General features: G+C 54.4%; 13 protein-coding genes and 1 tRNA gene. 9 read left to right on the top strand and 5 right to left on the bottom strand.

What is annotated here, in order from left to right; translation table 11 throughout:
• Positions 1 to 55: 55 nt before the first annotated feature.
• Entirely contained in the window at positions 56 to 2,191 is a 2,136-nt protein-coding gene (locus tag ACOT0L_RS14985; protein WP_023298579.1) for an ornithine decarboxylase, read from the bottom strand.
• A gap of 181 nt (positions 2,192 to 2,372) precedes the next feature.
• On the opposite strand from ACOT0L_RS14985, the gene ACOT0L_RS14990 reads away from it, so the two are divergent.
• The 3 genes from ACOT0L_RS14990 to ACOT0L_RS15000 all read left to right on the top strand — a co-directional run bounded on the left by ACOT0L_RS14990 (position 2,373) and on the right by ACOT0L_RS15000 (position 4,584).
• A complete protein-coding gene (locus tag ACOT0L_RS14990) occupies positions 2,373 to 3,086 on the top strand; it encodes a DUF554 domain-containing protein (protein WP_003862452.1) in 714 nt (237 codons plus the stop codon).
• 95 nt (positions 3,087 to 3,181) lie between these two features.
• A tRNA-Phe gene (locus ACOT0L_RS14995) sits at positions 3,182 to 3,257 on the top strand.
• Positions 3,258 to 3,765: 508 nt separating this feature from the next.
• Positions 3,766 to 4,584: a DUF4225 domain-containing protein gene (locus tag ACOT0L_RS15000; protein ID WP_063134835.1), complete on the top strand. Its 819-nt coding sequence runs from the start codon at positions 3,766 to 3,768 to the stop codon at positions 4,582 to 4,584.
• Here ACOT0L_RS15000 and ACOT0L_RS15005 read toward each other — a convergent pair.
• The 3 genes from ACOT0L_RS15005 to ACOT0L_RS15015 all read right to left on the bottom strand — a co-directional run bounded on the left by ACOT0L_RS15005 (position 4,562) and on the right by ACOT0L_RS15015 (position 7,706).
• Positions 4,562 to 4,888, bottom strand: a complete 327-nt coding sequence (locus tag ACOT0L_RS15005; protein WP_023298582.1) for a hypothetical protein — start codon at positions 4,886 to 4,888, stop codon at positions 4,562 to 4,564. The two genes, ACOT0L_RS15000 and ACOT0L_RS15005, sit on opposite strands and share 23 nt — an antisense overlap.
• A 401-nt stretch (positions 4,889 to 5,289) precedes the next feature.
• On the bottom strand, positions 5,290 to 7,077 hold the full coding sequence (locus ACOT0L_RS15010) for a hybrid sensor histidine kinase/response regulator (RefSeq protein ID WP_126503479.1): 1,788 nt from the start codon (positions 7,075 to 7,077) through the stop codon (positions 5,290 to 5,292).
• A complete protein-coding gene (locus ACOT0L_RS15015; protein ID WP_063163587.1) occupies positions 7,074 to 7,706 on the bottom strand; it encodes a LuxR C-terminal-related transcriptional regulator in 633 nt (210 codons plus the stop codon). Before ACOT0L_RS15015 ends, ACOT0L_RS15010 begins: the two co-directional genes overlap by 4 nt.
• Before the next feature lie 175 nt (positions 7,707 to 7,881).
• Between ACOT0L_RS15015 and ACOT0L_RS15020 the strand changes: the two genes are divergently transcribed.
• Both ACOT0L_RS15020 and ACOT0L_RS15025 read left to right on the top strand, forming a co-directional pair.
• A complete protein-coding gene (locus ACOT0L_RS15020) occupies positions 7,882 to 8,196 on the top strand; it encodes a lipoprotein (protein WP_003862457.1) in 315 nt (104 codons plus the stop codon).
• A 114-nt stretch (positions 8,197 to 8,310) separates the two neighbouring features.
• On the top strand, positions 8,311 to 11,373 hold the full coding sequence (locus tag ACOT0L_RS15025; protein WP_126503481.1) for an autotransporter outer membrane beta-barrel domain-containing protein: 3,063 nt from the start codon (positions 8,311 to 8,313) through the stop codon (positions 11,371 to 11,373).
• Between the two features lie 61 nt (positions 11,374 to 11,434).
• Here ACOT0L_RS15025 and ACOT0L_RS15030 read toward each other — a convergent pair whose 3' ends face one another.
• Complete coding sequence (locus ACOT0L_RS15030; RefSeq protein WP_045308383.1) at positions 11,435 to 11,962, bottom strand: helix-turn-helix transcriptional regulator; 528 nt, start codon at positions 11,960 to 11,962, stop codon at positions 11,435 to 11,437.
• 668 nt (positions 11,963 to 12,630) lie between these two features.
• Between ACOT0L_RS15030 and pgaA the strand changes: the two genes are divergently transcribed.
• The 4 genes from pgaA to pgaD are packed head-to-tail and all read left to right on the top strand — an operon-like array spanning position 12,631 to position 18,770.
• Complete coding sequence (gene pgaA, locus ACOT0L_RS15035; protein ID WP_126503483.1) at positions 12,631 to 15,069, top strand: poly-beta-1,6 N-acetyl-D-glucosamine export porin PgaA; 2,439 nt, start codon at positions 12,631 to 12,633, stop codon at positions 15,067 to 15,069.
• Between the two features lie 8 nt (positions 15,070 to 15,077).
• Complete coding sequence (pgaB, locus tag ACOT0L_RS15040; RefSeq protein WP_126503485.1) at positions 15,078 to 17,015, top strand: poly-beta-1,6-N-acetyl-D-glucosamine N-deacetylase PgaB; 1,938 nt, start codon at positions 15,078 to 15,080, stop codon at positions 17,013 to 17,015.
• The gene (pgaC, locus tag ACOT0L_RS15045) at positions 17,008 to 18,339 is read left to right on the top strand and encodes a poly-beta-1,6-N-acetyl-D-glucosamine synthase (RefSeq protein WP_022649386.1); all 1,332 of its coding nucleotides are present in this window, start codon (positions 17,008 to 17,010) and stop codon (positions 18,337 to 18,339) included. Before pgaB ends, pgaC begins: the two co-directional genes overlap by 8 nt.
• Positions 18,336 to 18,770 (top strand): poly-beta-1,6-N-acetyl-D-glucosamine biosynthesis protein PgaD, encoded by a 435-nt coding sequence (gene pgaD, locus ACOT0L_RS15050; protein ID WP_126503487.1) that lies wholly within the window; start codon positions 18,336 to 18,338, stop codon positions 18,768 to 18,770. Before pgaC ends, pgaD begins: the two co-directional genes overlap by 4 nt.
• The last annotated feature ends 32 nt before the right edge of the window (positions 18,771 to 18,802 follow it).

Raw genomic sequence — 18,802 nt, forward strand, 5'->3', positions numbered from 1 at the left:
GACGGCTCCGTGCAATCCCCTCTCCCCTTTGGGGAGAGGGTTAGGGTGAGGGGCCCTACTTTAACACGTACCCATACAGTCGCTTGATCCCGTCGGCATCCTTCTCGCTGTAAACGCCCTGCAACTCTGGCGAGAAACCCGGCAGCATATTAATGCCCTCTTCCAGCGCCAGGAAGTAGCGCTGTACTGCTCCACCCCAGACTTCCCCCGGTACCACGCACAGCACGCCCGGCGGGTATGGCAGCGCACCTTCGGCGGCAATGCGTCCTTCGGCGTCACGAATACGCACCAGTTCGACGTTCCCGCGAATGTACTCCTGGTTGGCATCCTGCGGGTTCATCACCACGGCAGGCAGGCTCTCCTGACGGAACATCGCCTTCTGTAAATCCTTCACGTTAAAGCTGACGTAGAGATCGTGCATCTCCTGGCACAGCTGACGGATCGTATAGTCGCGGTAACGCACCGGGTATTTCTGATAGATGGTCGGCAGCACATCCACGAGCGGCGTATCGTCTTCAATATGCTGTTCAAACTGCCCCAGCATCGCCACCAGCTGCATTAGCTTCTCCGCGCTCTCGGCTGGCGTCAGCAGGAACAGGATGGAGTTGAGATCGCACTTCTCCGGCACAATGCCGTTTTCGCGCAGGTAGTGGGCGAGAATGGTCGCCGGAATGCCGAAATCGGTATAGTGCCCTGTTTCCGCATCAATGCCCGGCGTGGTCAGCAGCAGCTTGCACGGATCGACGAAATACTGCTCGCGGGCATAGCCTTCAAAACCGTGCCATTTTGCACCCGGTTCAAAACTAAAGAAGCGACGCTCGCTGGCGATAGCCTGCGTGGGGTGATCCTGCCATGGCCGCCCCGCCACCACCGGTGGGATAAAGGGTTTGATCATATTGCAGTTGGCGATAATGGCTTTGCGCGCTTCAATGCCCAGCTCGACGCACTCAGCCCACAACCTGCGTCCGCTCTCACCCTCGTGGATCTTGGCGTTCACGTCCAGCGCCGCAAACAGCGGGTAAAACGGGCTGGTGGAGGCATGCAGCATGAACGCATTGTTCAGCCGCTTGTGCGGGCAGAAGCGCGATTGACCGCGAATATGGTTATCCTTTTTATGGATCTGTGAGGTTTGCGAGAACCCGGCCTGCTGTTTGTGGACCGACTGGGTCACGAAAATTCCCGGATCGTTCTCGTTCAGTTCCAGCAGAAGCGGAGACGTTTCCACCATCATCGGGATAAATTGCTCGTAGCCGACCCAGGCGGAGTCAAAGAGGATGTAGTCGCAAAGGTGACCGATCTTGTCGATCACCTGACGGGCGTTGTAGATCGTGCCGTCGTAGGTGCCGAGCTGAATGATCGCCAGACGGAACGGGCGCGCCTCGGCGGCTTTCTGCGGCGCGACGTCACGGATCAGTTCCCGCAGCCAGGCCTCATCAAAGCAGTGTTCATCGATCCCGCCGATAAAACCAAACGGATTACGGGCTGCCTCAAGATAGACAGGCGTTGCCCCGGCCTGGATCAGCGCCCCATGATGGTTGGACTTATGGTTGTTACGATCGAACAGCACCAGATCGCCACGGGTCAGCAGCGCATTGGTCACCACTTTATTGGCCGCCGACGTGCCGTTCAGCACGAAGTAGGTTTTATCCGCGTTGAACACTTTCGCCGCGAACTTTTGCGCGTGCTTGGCAGAACCTTCGTGGATCAGCAAATCACCGAGCTTCACGTCGGCATTGCACATATCGGCACGAAACACGTTTTCACCGAAGAAGTCGTAAAACTGCCGCCCGGCGGGATGTTTTTTGAAAAAGGCGCCGTGCTGGTGACCCGGACAGGCAAAGGTGCTGTTTCCCATCGCCACATACTGGCTCAGGGTGTCAAAAAAGGGTGGCAGCAGGTTCTCTTCATACCGGCAGGCGGCAGATTCCAGTTCCAGCAATTCCTGTGCTTTACCCGAGATGATCGCCGTGACACCCTCTGGCACCTCTCCTGGCTCTGTTGAGAACATAAATACCGGTAGCTGAAAGCCCGTACGCTTCAGCAACGCAAGAATGCCGCTGTAGCTTTCAACAACCGTAATGACGACTGCCGCCACATCGGTGAAATCGGTGTTATCCAGCATAACCTTTTCGCGATGCGTAGAAACTTTGGATACCAGCTCACGGCTGACGGCAATTTTCATGGTTTTCATAAGCGCAAATACCCTCACCGAACGGTGAGACAGGAAGGAGAAAATTCGCGCAATCATGTCACCTTTTATTTTCAGGTGCAAGAAGGAATCAGTATGCGTTACGCCTCCCAAAGCTAAGCATAATCAGGGACGGACGTGCCATAATCATGCAATGCCAGTGCTTAAATAACAGGAGTTAAACGTGGTGATTGGACCCTTTATCAATGCGGGAGCCGTATTGCTGGGCGGTGTACTTGGGGCAGTATTAAGCCAGCGGTTGCCGGAGCGTATTCGCGTCTCCATGCCCTCCATTTTTGGCCTGGCGTCGTTAGGGATTGGTATCCTTTTAGTGGTGAAATGCGCCAACCTGCCGGTGATGGTACTGGCGACACTGCTCGGCGCGCTGATCGGCGAGTTTTGCTATCTGGAAAAAGGCATTAATCACGCGGTAGGCAAAGCCAAAAATCTGATTGCCCGACCGGGCAAGGCAAAGCACGGCACGCACGAGTCGTTTATTCAGAACTACGTTGCGATCATTATTCTGTTCTGTGCCAGCGGCACGGGGATATTCGGTTCGATGCAGGAAGGGATGACCGGCGATCCCAGCATACTGATTGCGAAAGCGTTTCTGGATTTCTTTACTGCCACCATCTTTGCCACTACCCTCGGCATCGCCGTGGCGGCGATTTGTGTACCGATGCTGCTTATTCAGCTGGCGCTGGCCACCTGCGCCACGCTGATCCTGCCGCTGACGACGCCTGCGATGATGGCGGACTTTACCGCCGTCGGCGGCCTGCTGCTGCTGGCGACAGGGCTGCGCATCTGTGGCATCAAGATGTTTGCAGTGGTGAACATGCTCCCAGCCCTGCTGCTCGCGATGCCGCTTTCCGCGCTCTGGACGCACTTTTTCGCTTAAGTTTGCGACGAAATGGTGAGAGAGTGTGCAGTCTGCAACGAAAACAACAAATTTCGTTGACGTCGGAGGGAGGATCGGGTTTAATGCGCCCCGTTGCCCGGATAGCTCAGTCGGTAGAGCAGGGGATTGAAAATCCCCGTGTCCTTGGTTCGATTCCGAGTCCGGGCACCACTTATTTATAACCCTCGCTTCGGCGGGGGTTTTTGCTTTCTGAGTCAGCAACTCGTTGTTTGAACAGTAGTTACCGCCCTTATCTCTCCTCCGGCCCCGCTTCCCGGTGGTACAACTGGCGTTGTTTACCGCCTTTACCGCCACACAGAAGCAGAAAAACCTGACCTTCACCGATCTATTTGAGCATTACAAATGCACATATCAATTGGACAGAGCCCGACAGAGCGGCATCACGTATCCGTGATTACCCCCCATCGGCTAACTGTTTTATTAGATTCATCGGTGGTAAATCCATCCGGGACATCCTGAAAAGTGACCTTTCGGCGTTCCGTACACTGCTGGAACAGGCCCTGGCTAACCGCAGTAAAGTAGGCCGAGGAACGAAGCTGTAAAAAGCGACTTCTACTTCAGACACCGTAACCACATTGCTACTATATTGTGTGTGCGTTGGCACGCATGGCTGTCATGGGGGCATTTATCAGTCTAAGCAGAGGCCGGTAAAGCTACAATGGATGCAGCATTACTTAACATGATGCGCTCAGATGGAAGAAATAAAGCCTGGGCGGAAACTATGGTGAATATGGAAGCCAGGAAACTGGTAAATACAGCCAACACTCTGTCGGCTTTTCATCTCAGCGATAGTTTGACTCGAATGAAGTTTGTTCAGGAAATTCGGGACCTCATAGAACATCAGTTTACGTTAGCTCGTCGGGCTAAATCAGATGAAGAATGCATGGAATGCGTTAAAATTCTCAGAGAAGAAAACAGTAACCTGCTGGAACAAGCGCGTTTATTAAGAACGAAGGCAGCGAAGCTTTACGCTAAAGTCGAGTTTATCCGAGAGAATAACAAAATTGTTGGGTATGTGATCTCGGCTGTTAGTGTTGTCCTGGCCGGTGCTGAAATAGCCGCAGGATTTACCCTCATAGGCACTATGACCCCTCTCGGGGTTCTTGCTGGTGCGATTCTGGTTACTGACGGGACAAACAGCATCAGTAAAGAAGTGGCTCGCTACGCAACTAACAACACTACCAGTGAAGGGCTGGTCGCGAATGCCGCGATGTCTACAGCTGAGTTTATGGGCTTTAGTCGTGAGAATGGGTTAGGTGTCTACAAATCAATTTCACTGGCCGCTAATGCGTACACCATTTTTGGCTTGTTACGGCGACCTGGTACCTGGCGACTGTTTCGTTATCTCCCTGCTGACTATTACCGAAAGGTGAGCACACTGAGCCGCCCGCAGCTTACAATGAAAATAGCGGGTTATGGCGTGAAAGCTAAGATTATTTTTGATCTGTTGTCCGTCAGCGACCCGTCCCAGAATTAGTCAGCATTTTACGATAACGCCAGGATTTGTAGCCAAGTTTTGCTGGCGTTATATACCAGATGAAAGGTAGTACAATCAATAATGTGAGCGCAAGTGTCAGGCTTGTATCCTTGGATGCAAGTAAAAGAGTTAAAGCCAGTATGATGAAGGCAATAATAGTTATCCACTTCATAGCCTTAAAACGATTGGCCAGATCATGAGTTACGCTATCAAACGAACCACCGTAATTTTCAATATTGTTTTTTAACTTTTGAAGATCTCGTTTGCTAAAACCTGATTTTAAAAGTGCCTCTTCGCTGGTCATTCTATTATCCGTCCCATAACTCACTGAAACCTGTGACGAAGTTTAACTTAATTTTGCGGATAAATCGCTACCTGACGATATTCGTCAAATTTATATATATCAACGAGTTGAAGATATCTTAGAGTATACGCTCGAAAACTGACATTATTGCCCACTGCGGAACTTCGCTGGTAGCAACTCTAATGACTCCTTCGGGGCCGTTTCCAACATCTCCCGCCCTGCCCGGTAGAAGCAACATGCAGATCACCACAGGAGGCTGAATCATGCACGATGAAATCATTAATCAGGCCCGCGAAATCCTCCCTCAGCGGCTCAACCATACCGACACATTGGCATCACAGCAGGACACCGCGTACTATCTGGCCCTACAGTGAAGCGCAATGCTGCTATTATCTATTCCCCTATCCACGACACCCTGACCACTGCGTCAGCAGCGCATGCAGTTTAGCCGGCTCCAGAGGCTTGCGAAGCACCAGGTACCCCTCCTGCTCCGCCTCCAGCAGAACCGGTGAATTAAATTCGCCGCTGACTATCGCGCCGCTCATATCCGGCAGACGGTCAAAAAGCGCTTTCAGGATATCGAAGCCGCTTTCGCCGGATCGCAGACGCTGGTCGCACAGCACGGCGAACGGCGTAAAGCCGTCGTCGATTATGGCAAACGCTTCTTCAGCCGAGGCCGCACAGCGTACGTCGATTCCCCAGATGTTCATCAGGCTCTCCCAGGCAGACGTCACCAGCGGGTCGTCATCGACGACCAGGCAGGAACCGTGCAGGGGCGCATAGCGTACCGGCGTGGCGGTGTTGTCAGCGGCGGGCGGGATATCCGGCGCAATGTCTTCACCAACGTATTGGGTGAAGCGCATCCAGAAGCGTGAGCCTTTACCTTCAATGGATTGCATCCCGTATTTCACCTTCATCAGCTTGGCACAACGGGCCACTACGGCCAGTCCCAGCCCGTGTCCGGCGCTGTCGATCTTCCATGCCAGCTCGGGGCGGTAGTAAGGTGAGAAGATTTTGCCCTTCTCTTCATCGGCGATACCGACTCCCGTGTCCCACACCTCCACCATACACTCGTCACCGCGCGGTCGGATGGCGACCAGCACCCCGCCCTGGAGCGTGTAACGAAGGGCGTTTTGAATCAGGTTAATCAGGGACTGTCGCACCAGCAGCGAATCGCCCATCACGTAGATACGGCGTTTAGGCCGCCGGATGCACAGCCTAAGCGCGCGGCTGTTGGCCTCTTCGCGAAACAGCGTGATGACCGAGTCGAGCAGAGCACCGATATCCACTTTGGTCGGGACAGAGAGGACATTCCCGGATTCTATTTTGCTGAGATCGAGCAGAGAGTTGAGCATTAAATGTACCGAGCGAACGCTCTGCTGAAGGTCAAGAAGCTGTGGCGTCAGGCTGTCGTCCCGGTTTCGGTGGAGGATGGCTTCGATCAGAAAGCCCATAGCGTGTACGGGCTGGCGCAGATCGTGGCTGGCGGTTGTCAGAAACTGATTTTTATCCAGCAGTGCCTGCTCCGCGTCCTCTTTGGCCTGACGAAACTGTTCCGCCAGGCGTGAGCTTTTTTCCTCAAGCAGTGCCTGCTGAATAAAGAACGCATGGGAAGTTAACGCATGGCGGTAAATTGCGAAGCCGTAAAGCAGATTCAGCATGAGCACGATGAACATCAACTCATCCAGCCGCCAGATAATACCGAGGTTCAGCCCCCCCCAGGAGGCGAAGAAAAAGCGCGTAAAGGTGCTGATGACCGGCGTCAGATGCGTCGCATTGGCGGCGACGATAGCGGCGATGCTGATATTAAGTAACAGGAAAAAGTCAAAATTCTGCGTCTGTGGAGTAATTAAATAGAGCGAAGAAATGCCCAGCCCGTGAATAAAGGCGATATTATTAATACGCGGAAGCCAGCGTCGCAGGACGTCCCTATCACCGTTTTCTTTCGCTTCACGCTGATAGCGTCGGTGCAATAGTCGTATCGCCACGGCACATAGCAGATAAATAATTATCCAGATAATCGTTGGGCCGAGGTCGTCCCCAAGCATATAAATCCAGATGGCGAAAGGAATACCCACAAAGGGCACAGCACTAAAGCTAAATACCAGCCGCAGAAAGGTGTTGTTTAGCAAACGGATCTGCGCCGGAGCAGATATACCTTCGTTTTGTAAGCTCTGGAAAAACCTCATTCCGACGGTTCCTGCTTGCCGTGCAGAAGCGTGATGGCTTCGACCCGGCTGTTAACACCTATCTTTTTCAATATATTGCTGATGTGTTCTTTGACCGTGGGCTCAGAAATTGAAAGCTGCGCGGCGATTCGTTTATTTGGCAGGCCGCGCATAATCATATTTAATACGTCTATTTGTCGCGGCGTTAAGTTAAATTTACTTAACTTCTCATTATTTGCCTTAACGGAAATTTCGTTTCCCTCAGGAAACCAGGTCTGATTATCACTGAGTGCGAAAACGGCCCGCGAGAACATCTCAGGTGGCTCGCTTTTCAATACAAAACCGTGTCCCCCGGCGGCATTAACTTTGCGCCAGATGTCATTATTGTCATCCCCGCTGACCACCAGGAGTCGTACCTGTGGGTAAAGTTGTTTTACTTCTTTGAGTAATTTCAGGGCCGTTCCGGAAGAGAGCCAAAAATCGATTACCAGCAAACGTGGCGGGCCATGATCCCTAATTTGGCGGTAGCAATCATCCTCATTCGTCACCACACACGCCTGTTTAAACTGGCAATGTGTAATCAGAAAATTGGCGATGCCGCTTGCTACCAATGGATGGTCATCAACGACTAACGCATAATTCTGTCCCAAAGGAGCCTCCTTTTACCTTCGCATATTTTAGAGTACAGATGAATTATTATCTACCCACCCTACTTTAGGAGGGTTTTTTCGATTAGGAAAGAGAAATATATTATTCGCTGATTTGGGTAAAAGAAAACATAAATACAATCAGTGAAATTAACTGGTTGGATATCAAGGATAATTTATGAAAAAACCACTAATCGTTTTAACCGTTACGTTGATGCTAGCCGGTTGTTCCACGTTGAAAACCGATCAGGCTATTCCACTCCTGCAAGCGGAGACCGCTAAAATGCTGGGACTGGGCTCATCGGATGAAATAACCGTGACCAACGTTAATGGCGCCCAGCCGGACGCACTGGGAGGACAAAAACTGTCTTATCGCGCCACGACAGAAAAAGGGCGTATTTTCGATTGTTCATCAATGATGATGCCGGGGATTTTAGGATCCGCACCGACGCTAAGCGCGCCAACCTGTACACCTGTTGTCACACATAAATAATTAACGCCGCATCAAAAGGCGTACATAAATAACGCCTTTTACATTTTCTGACGTATCTGAGTTTTCATAAAAACGATTTTCCAGACATCACGCTAATGAGTACGGAGATAGCCCGTGAATAACTCTACATCGCATGCTTTAGCGGTTAAGACGCCGCTTTCCAGACTTTACCTCGCTCTATTTTCCGCGCCGCTGTTACTGTTTTTACCTGCCGATATCGCGCGTGCAGCCGATGCCTTTTTTGATGGCGACTCGCGTATTACCGAAACGCTGGGTTACACCGGAGATGTTTATGTTGGACGTAATCAACGCGGAAACCTGCTGATCGATAATGGCAAAATCACCGCCTATAACATCAATATCGGTAGGCTGTTCGACGGCAAAATTTATGAAAGCGTGGTCACGGTCCGTGGGCCAGACGCTGAGCTTAACGCGGTGAACGATCGGTACGTCCTGCGCGGCGACCTGAATCTTGGCCTCGGCACCCTGCGAGTCGAAGAGGGCGCGCTGGCGAGCGCAAAGGAGATCGTTGTCGGCACCACCCGGGGCTACGACAGCCACCTTATCGCCACGGGTGCCGGCTCTCGCGTGACCAGTAATTTTCTGAGCGTAGGTACCGATCTGGGCGCACGCTCCACGCTGGCAATTGAGGACGGCGCGGCGCTCAATACCGCCTACGATGCGCGCATCGGGAATGGTACCGGGCCGGGTGAAACCGACACGCTGAGCCCGAAAGCCACCGTCACGGGGAGTGGCTCACAGTGGAACGTTGGCCGTACGTTGACGCTTTATGGCGACTTGGACGTACTGAACGGCGGAGCGGTTAACGTTGGCGGCGTGCAGGTGGCGGGCGTCTCCGGCTCAGGGAAAACCGCCGAATTGGTTATTGCGGGCAAGGACTCGCGCTTTACCAGCGGCAGCAGCGTGAGCGTGGGCGATTACGGCAATGGCTTGCTGTCTGTGATTGACGGCGGTTCATTTTCCGCTGGCAGCAATGCGCTGATCGTGGGGACATCGGGTTCCGGCTCGAACCGGGGTGCGCTCATCATCGGCAGCCGCGGCAATATGGACACCGGCACGGGTTTAACTGAGCCAACACCTGGCACGGCGGGCGGCGCAGGTACCCTCGATGCGAAGACGGCAATCAGCCTGCGTGGCGGACTGTTCGGCAGCTATGTCTACTTCAACCATACCGACGGAAATTACATCTTCAGCAACACGATGAGCGGTGAAGGTGATGTGATCAACACCTCCGGGCAGACGACGCTGAACGGCGATCTTTCCGCACTCAAGGCGAACGTAACCGCGCGGGGCGGTAAAGTCATCATTGCCAGCAATATTAATACCCAGCCAGAAGACGATATTTTTGATGTTCAGACGCTTAGCGCCGAGAACGGCGGTACGCTGATCCTCAACGCGACGGCGGGTTCAGACGTCAGCGACGGGGTCGGTTACAGCAGCGCCGCGTCAATCAAGTCCGGCGGCACGCTGGGCGGCAACGGCACGCTGGGCCAGACCGAGATCCTGTCCGGCGGGCATATCTCGCCGGGCGACGGCAATATCGGTACGTTGACGCTGAAACGCTATCTGAACTTTATCGGCGAATCCTTCTATGACGTGGATATCGCGGGCGATGGCAGCAGCGACCAGCTACTGGTATCGGGCAAAACCACCATCAGCGATCGGGCTAAGGTACAGGTCACCGCGCTGGATCCGCAAACCAGCTATAAAACGGGCCAAAGCTACCGCATTTTGACCTCCGACGGGGGAATTGACGGTGAGTTCGCCGGAGCGATTTCCAAATCCGCCTTCCTGGACGTGGCGCTTAAGCAAAGCACCAACGCCGTCGATCTGACCATCGCGCAGAAAGAAACCGGTGGCGAGAATCCTGGAGGAGAAAACCCCGGAGGCGAAAACCCTGGCGGTGAGAATCCCGGAGGCGAGAACCCGGGCGGTGAGAATCCCGGAGGCGAGAACCCGGGCGGTGAAAATCCCGGAGGCGAAAACCCGGGCGGTGAGAATCCTGGCGGCGAAAACCCGGGCAGCGGCAAGCCGGGCATTTTCCAGACCGTGGCCCAAAGCAGCAACCAGTGGAATACCGCTGGCGCGCTCTCCACGCTGACGCAAAGCGGCCCGTCGCTGGCGCTGTATAACTCGCTGTTGCTGCTGAGCGCGCCGGAAGCGCGCGAGGCGTTCAACCAGCTGTCTGGTGAAGTTTATCCATCAATGCAGTCCAACCTGATCGCTGGCAGCACGCAGGTGTTTAACGTGTTAAACCAGCGTATGCAGCGCGCGTTTGATAACGACAGCCTGCCGATCCCACCGTTAGCCATGTCGCTGGTGCAGCAGCCGGAGCCGCAAAACAATGGCGTCTGGGGCCAGACCTTCAGCTCCTGGAGCCGAAACAGCGGCGACGGAAACGTGGGCAAGCTGGACGGCAACACCACCGGCTTCCTGCTGGGGGCAGATCGCAAGCTGGCGGATCATAACGTGCGTGTCGGCGGCTACTTCGGCTACAGCCGGGGTGATTACGACGTCGACAGCCGTCGCTCCTCAACGGATACCGACAACTATCACCTTGGCCTGTATGCGGCGGGTCAACAGGATGCGTTCTCCCTTCGCGGCGCGCTGGGTTACACCTGGCACAAGATCGAGGGCGAGCGCAATGTTGATTTCAGCGGCTTCTCGGATCGGCTGAAGTCAGATTACGACGCTAACTCGCTGCTGGCGTTTACCGAAGCGGGCTACCGTTTCGGCCAGCCAGACAGGAATATTGAGCCGTTCGTCAATTTATCGTACATCCGGCTGCATACCGACAGCTTCAGGGAAGACGGCGGTGCCGCTGCGCTGAGCGTCCGTAACGAAACGATGAACACCTTCTATTCCACACTCGGGGTGCGCGGTGTGACCGAGCTGCCGAAGAACGTTAACCTCTACGGTTCGCTGGGCTGGCAGCACGCTTATGGCGATAAGAATACCTCTTCGCGCATGGCGTTTGCGGGCAGCGACGCGTTCATTACTCAGGGGCAAGCCGTGGATGAGGACGTAATGGTGGGTGATATCGGCGTGAGCGTACAGCTGTCGCGTGCTGCGACGCTGGATGTGGGTTACCAGGGACAATATGGTGCGGATACCCGCGTCAACTCGGTGAACGCCAATCTGCGCTGGTCGTTCTGAATTATTTCCATTAAAAGAACCCGCCCTCGTGGCGGGTTTGTGCTTTTGGCTTCTGACGAAGCTAGGGATCGTTCCCAGCCGCGTCCAGCAGTTTGTTTTTGAAGATAAACAAACACGCCTCGTTGAAGTTCCCTGCCCCTAACCGCTCCGATAGCGCCGTTCGCTTGCGATAGAGGCTTTTAACCGACATATTCAGCTTATCTGCAATCTCTTCCATTGACCTCCCTGCCTTCAGCAACCGGAGCATTATCGCTTCATGTCTACTCAGCCGTAAGTTAAGCAGCCATTTGGTTGTCAGACGCCAGCCTTTCATATCAAGCACCAGATTGAATAACGACGCCATATCCGGAGGCGTAAGCGACGTGTTCATAAACAGCTTCATACTGTGCAGATCCTCCTCTCGAGGGCGCATATCCAGCATAACGCAGCAGATGGTTTTTCTCGTTCTGGCCGGATGGCGTATCAGGTAATCATATAAACGCAGCGGCGTACGGCTATCAATCAGTACAGTATATTCATTTGCGTCGGTATCAAATATGTTTCTGTCTATCGAACAGAGGCAAATTATATCCGGGAAAAATAGCCGCATCCCCCTGACAAGGAAACAATCCTGAGTCACTAACACTATTGAAGTCGCCACTAATCATCCCTTTTAGATTAAAGCAAGCCCGCCTCTTAAGAAACAAGGACGCTTTCGTTTATAGCGCTTTACATTAACGGCAAATGTTTTCTGGCTTTGATCATCCCTCAATATGACATTGGTGAGCTAGACTTTTTGCAGACTATCACTCAATGCCTGTCGTTAATTATAAATAAAAAAGAATTTCAGAAAAGTCACTTCTCTGAACATTAAGAATTTTTGTCATGAAACTTCCCAAACATGCACCAGAAAGTACTTTAATTAACTCAGCAGAACTTCATTTCAAATATAAAAAAACTGCAAACAGCAAAAGAAAAAACATTTAATATCAATAATTTAAAAAGAACAATCCTGCGCTGAATTATCTAAAAAACTTACTTCTTCCAGAATTATCTCAAAACCTCCCAGCCGCTTTTCAACTTATTTATCCCCCAACACATCGGGTGTACATTAAGCCCAATCAGACCACTGAGATGAGGGCGCATAATTACCTTTAAGTAAGTACCCCATAACGTAGCATCATTCAGATTTAATGTTCTCCTTTATGCCCTTTAACGCAGAGTTAAAAGGCGGCCGTGTTATGCAATGGATTCACGATAAACAAATGGCAAATAGATATGGAAAGATCGCTTAGCTTCACTACGTTATTCTTTTATCGCACCACAATATTATTGTTCCTGCTTTTACTCTTTCCTGTTCTGGTTCAGGCTGATGAATCCGTTTATGAGCATCAGATACAACAGGCACGTAACGGTAATTACGCTCTGTTTCTTGATTACCTACAGCGCTATGAGCAACAGCATGCTTTAACACCTGGACAGGTTGCGGACTGGTTACAGGTAGCCTCCTGGGCAGGACGCGATGATGAGGTTATTCGAGTCTGGCAGCGTTATGGTATTTATATGCCGCTGCCCGCTCGCGCCATCGCTGCTGTCGCCCAGTCCAGAAGAAACCAAAAAGCCTGGCCATCCGCCTTATCGCTGTGGAAAGAGGCGCTCAGCCTTGCGCCGGACAACGACGATTACCGCATCGGCTATGTTAAGACCCTGGCCGATGCCCGCAGAGATCGCCTCGCGCTTTCGAAAGCCCGGCAGTTGGTTAAGGACGATCCTTCTCCCGCGCACCTTGAGACGCTCTCCTATGTCTGGATGCGCCAGGGAAAAAACGGGGACCGGCTGCTGGCGGACATGCGCGCGCTAAACGCCGCACCAGGGAATAACGCCCTTCTTCGCGAGACGATCGATGCGTTAACGGATAACCGGGTAAGCACGCCCGCACTCTGGCTGTCGCAAAGCGCAGCGATGTCCCCCGCGGAGCGTCGCCGCCTTGAGCGTAACGCCGCGGCTGAAAAGGTACGCCTGGCGGATGTGCCTGGCAGAACGGAGAAAGAGCGGCTGCGGCTGGCACAAAACGCATTAGATCGCTATCACGTCCTGCTTTCCCGCTGGCAAAACGAACCGCAGGCGGCTGAAGACATCATCCTTGCCCGTATCGATCGGCTTGGCGCGCTGTATGCGCAGGGTGATTACCGGCAGGTTATTAGCGAATATGAGGCGCTGACGACCGCACAGCATCCGGTGCCGGACTGGGCCATCGGCTGGGTGATCTCTGCATATTTGCAGGAGAAAAACACCGTCGCCGCCTTCTCGCTTGTACAACGCTATCCACACTACGCCTCCGATCCGCAGGATGAGGAGCATGCGCTTTTCTACGCCTGGCTGGATACGGGGCAGTATCAAACCGCCCGCCGCTACGTTGAGCGCGAGACCCGCAGCGTTCCCTGGACCCGCTACGATTTCGGATCCCCGACCGCTCAGCCGAACGATCGGTGGCTCACCGGACAGTCACTCAAACTTAACTATTTGCTGGCGACCAACGCCCTGTCGGAAGCCGAAAAGCTGTCGTATCGTCTGGCGTCAACGGCGCCGGGAAATCAGGGATTACAGATTGATTATGCCGCCCTGCTTCAGGCCAGGGGCCTGCCGCGCGCGGCCGAGCAAAAGCTTAAACGAGCAGAGGCGCTCGAACCCACGAATCTGGAGCTTGAAAAACAGCAGGCTTACGTCGCAATGGACCTTCAGGAGTGGCGCCAGATGGATTTACTGGCTGATGACGTAATTGCTCGCGCCCCCGCCGATCGCAGCGCCCGCCGCCTGGACAGGCTCAGAGCGGTCCACCATATGTCAGAGCTGCGTCTGAACGCGGGTAAAGGATTGCACTCAGATAACCCCGTCAGCGGTAGCCACGACATGAGCTGGGACGCCACGCTCTATGGCCCACCCGTGGCGGATAACTGGCGGCTATTTGCTGGCGCCCGCTATGCACAGGGGAATTTCGACGAAGGTAAAGGCATCAGCCGCCACCTGTTGGGCGGCGTTGAGTGGCGCCCACGTGACCTCACGCTCGAAGCCGAGCTCTCCAGCAACCGCTATCACGGCACAAACAGGCCGGGTGCACGGCTCTCAACAACCTACAGCCTGAGTGATAACTGGCAGGTCAGCGGTAGCCTCGAGCGCTTATCACGCGCGACACCCTTACGGGCATTACGCAATGGGATCAGTGCCAACCGGGGTGAAGGTGGGGTGCGCTGGTATCAAAACGAGCGACGTGAATACCAGTTCAACGCCGCCGTCAGCCGCTTCTCAGACCACAACCGCCGTCAGGAATACACCCTCTCTGGGAAAGAGCGTCTCTGGCAGACCCCGACCCTGACGCTGGATCTCGAACCGGGGATCGCCGCCAGTAATAACAGCCTGCGGAATACGCTCTATTACAACCCGGCACGGGATCTGTCCGTGACGGCAGCCCTGTCCGTTGACCATGAGATGTACCGCCACTACGACACCCTCTGGAGCCAGCTGTTCGTGGCAGGCGGCGGCAGCTACTGGCAGAAAAATCAGTCGCCTGGCGCCATTACCCTGCTGGGTTACGGGCAACGCATTCAGTGGAACAACGTTGTCGATACTGGCGTGATGCTGAACTGGGATAAACGCCCTTACGACGGCAAACGCGAGAGCAATCTCTCCGTCACGTTAGATGCGACTTTACGCTTTTAAGGATGAATATGCTGAATACACGTTTTTCTGTAAGCCTGATCGTCATCGGCTGGCTCTGCCTCAGCGCGAGCCTCTGCGCGCAGCCGCTCTCCTTTATGGCTCCTGAAGAGAGGCCGCAGCTGGAGGCCAGCAAACCCTGGCCGGAGAATCAGTTTCTGGTCCTGGCCTACCACGACGTCGAAGATGATGCCGCCGATCAGCGCTACCTCTCCGTTCGCACCAGCGCGTTAAACGAGCAGATAAGCTGGCTTTTGCACAACGGCTATCACGCCATCAGCGTGCAGGACATTGTGGATGCGCATGAAGGAAAAAAAGCGCTGCCGCCGAAAGCCGTTTTGCTCAGCTTCGACGACGGCTACAGCAGCTTTTACACCCGCGTCTGGCCCCTGCTTCAGGCCTGGAACGTTCCTGCGCTGTGGGCGCCGGTGGGCAGCTGGGTGGATACGCCGGCAAATCAAAAAGTTAACTTCGGCGGTCTGATGACGCCCCGCGATCGGTTCGCGACATGGGACATGGTGCGCGAGTTAAGCCGCTCCCCGCTGGTTGAAATTGGCTCGCATACCTGGGCCTCGCATTACGGCATCCCGGCCAACCCGCAGGGAAGCCGTGAACCCGCTATCGCCAACCGTTTTTTCGATAACGCGACGGGGCATTACGAAACCGATGAACACTTCAACCAGCGGATCGCCGCAGACGTACGGAAAGTCACCGAAAAAATCACCCAGGTGACGGGAAAAGCGCCGCGTGCCTGGGTGTGGCCCTATGGGGCTGCCAACGGTACATCGCTCGCTATCGCCCAGAAACAGGGCTATCAGCTGGCCTTTACCCTGGAGGACGGGCTGGCAAACGTGCGCGACCTCGGCAACATCCCGCGCCTGCTGATTGCCGGAAATCCGTCGATAAAAACCTTTGCCAACACGGTTAACCGCGTTCAGGAGTTTGACCCGGTGCGCGTCATGCATGTTGATCTCGATTATGTCTACGATCCCGATCCGGCCCAGCAGACGAAAAACATCAACAAACTCGTCCAGCGGGTCTACGACATGAAAATCAGCCATGTGTTTCTCCAGGCGTTTTCGGATCCGCGGGGCGACGGCAGGATCGGCGCGCTCTATTTCCCCAACCGTCGTCTTCCGGTCCGGGCCGATCTTTTTAATTTTGTCGCCTGGCAGCTACAAACCCGCGCGGGAGTGAAAGTCTTTGCGTGGATGCCGGTCCTCTCTTTCGATCTCAGTCCAGCCCTGCCGCGCGTGCAGCGCCGGGATCGCCAAACGGGAGAGTTGACCGTGGCCGCCGAGCCCTATATCCGGCTCTCCCCATGGAGTGCGCAGGTTCGCCAGCAGGTGACGGAGATCTATGAAGATCTGGCCCGCTATGCCAGCTTCAACGGGATCTTGTTCCATGACGACGCGGTGCTGACGGACGTTGACGATGCCGGGCAGAAGACGACGCGCCAGAAAAGCCAGCAGCTTATCGGCTTTACCCGCACCCTGAGCCAGGCGGTGAAAAACATCCGTGGCCCGCAGATCAAGACCGCGCGCAATATGTTCGCCCTCCCCATTCTGCAGCCCGAAAGCGAAGCGTGGTTTGCGCAAAATCTGGATGATTTTCTGTCGGCCTACGACTGGACGGTGCCGATGGCAATGCCACTGATGGAGTCCGTCCCGGCAGAAGAGAGCAATGCCTGGCTGACGCGTTTAGTCAAAGCCGTCGCCGCACGCCCCGGCGCGCTGAATAAAACGATTTTTGAGCTACAGGCCAGGGACTGGGCGCAGAAACCGCAGCGTGCCGTAGCCGATGAACGTCTGGTGGAGTGGATGCAGGTGCTCCAGCTGAACGGCATCAAAAATTACGGTTATTACCCCGACGACTTTCTCAACAACCAACCTGATATTTCTCGTATCAGGCCTGAATTTTCTTCGTACTGGTATCCTGACAATGACTGATCGCATTATCGCCTTCTCTATTTTGTGTCTGGTATTCGGGTTGCCGTTAGGCGTAGCCGCGCTGTTTACCGGCGAACTGATTCTGGACTTTGTCTTTTTCTGGCCGCTGTTTATGTCCGTGCTCTGGGTAACCGGCGGCCTCTATTTCTGGTTTCAGCTTGAACGGCACTGGTCGTGGGATAACGCAACACCCGCGCCCGCCTTAGCCGGTGAACCGTTAATCTCGATTCTTATTCCCTGCTTTAATGAGGAACGCAACGCACGGGAGACCATTAGCGCCGCGCTGGGTCAGCGGTACTGGAATGTTGAGGTTATCGCCATCAACGACGGCTCTTCGGACAATACCGCGCAGGTGCTGCATCAACTGGCGCAGGAGCAGCCGCGCCTGCGGGTGATTAATCTCGCGGAGAATCAGGGGAAAGCCGTGGCGCTCAAGGCTGGTGCGGCGGCGGCCCGGGGCGATCTGCTGGTCTGCATTGACGGCGACGCCCTGCTCGATCGCGATACGGCCGCGTATCTGGTGGCACCGCTGATTCAGTATCCCCACGTTGGGGCCGTCACCGGAAATCCGCGTATTCGCACGCGCTCAACGCTGATTGGTCGTATTCAGGTGGGCGAGTTTTCTTCCATTATTGGTCTTATCAAGCGAACGCAGCGGATCTATGGCCGGGTCTTTACGGTCTCCGGCGTCATCGCCGCCTTTCGCCGACAGGCGCTGGCGGATGTCGGGTACTGGAGCCCGGATATGATCACAGAGGACATTGACATAAGCTGGAAGCTTCAGCTGCGCCACTGGGATATCTTTTTCGAGCCGCGGGCGCTGTGCTGGATCCTGATGCCGGAGACGCTCAAGGGGCTGTGGAAACAGCGTCTGCGCTGGGCTCAGGGCGGTGCAGAGGTGTTTCTGGTTAACCTGCGCAAAATGGCCCGCTGGGAACATCATCGGATGTGGCCCCTGTTTCTCGAGTACGCGCTATCAACGCTGTGGGCGTTTGCCTATGGAGCGACCGTGGTGTTGTTCATTCTTAGCCATATTATCCCTCTTCCCGCGAACCTGGCCGTTGCGAGTCTGTTTCCCCCGGCGTTTACCGGGCTGCTGCTGGGGGTGATGTGCCTGCTGCAATTCCTCGTCAGTTTGTATATCGAGCGGCGCTACGAGCGGAAAGTGGCAGGCTCGCTGTTCTGGGTGATTTGGTTCCCGATGGTGTACTGGATGATTGGCCTGTTTACCACCCTCGTGGCATTTCCGAAAGTCATGCTTAAACGTAAACGCGCCCGCGCGCGCTGGATCAGTCCGGACCGGGGAAAAGGGAGCATTCAATGAACGAGAATACGTTAATTTTGACTGAACATCGGCTGGCACCGCGTCTTTTCGATGCCGCATTAACGCTGATAGCCTGGGGAGGATTCCTGTTTTTCCTGTATGCCAGGCTGTGGATGCAGTTAACCGAGGAGAGCGATCACCGCTGGAGCGTGATTATCGCCTCTTTTAATACAGTGCTGGTCTATCTGCTGATTGCCGCGTTCAACGGCTGGCTGCTGATCCTGTGGTATCAGTACAATCGCCGCCGCGCGCATGTGAGGCGGCGTCATCCGCAAATGTTGCGCCATGACGAGCTTGCCCAAAGTTTTAACGTCACGCCGCAAATTATGTCCGAGATGAGCCAGTACAACCTGCTGACGGTCTATCATGACCAGATCGGCCGCATCATTGATCTGAAGATCAGCGAGCAGCAGGAAGAGGAAGAAGAGTAAGAAAAAGCCCCTGCAGGTTATCCGGCGGGGGC

It is taken from the genome of Enterobacter cloacae complex sp. XAL002 (genome assembly GCF_049236805.1).
GTDB lineage: Bacteria > Pseudomonadota > Gammaproteobacteria > Enterobacterales > Enterobacteriaceae > Enterobacter > Enterobacter intestinihominis.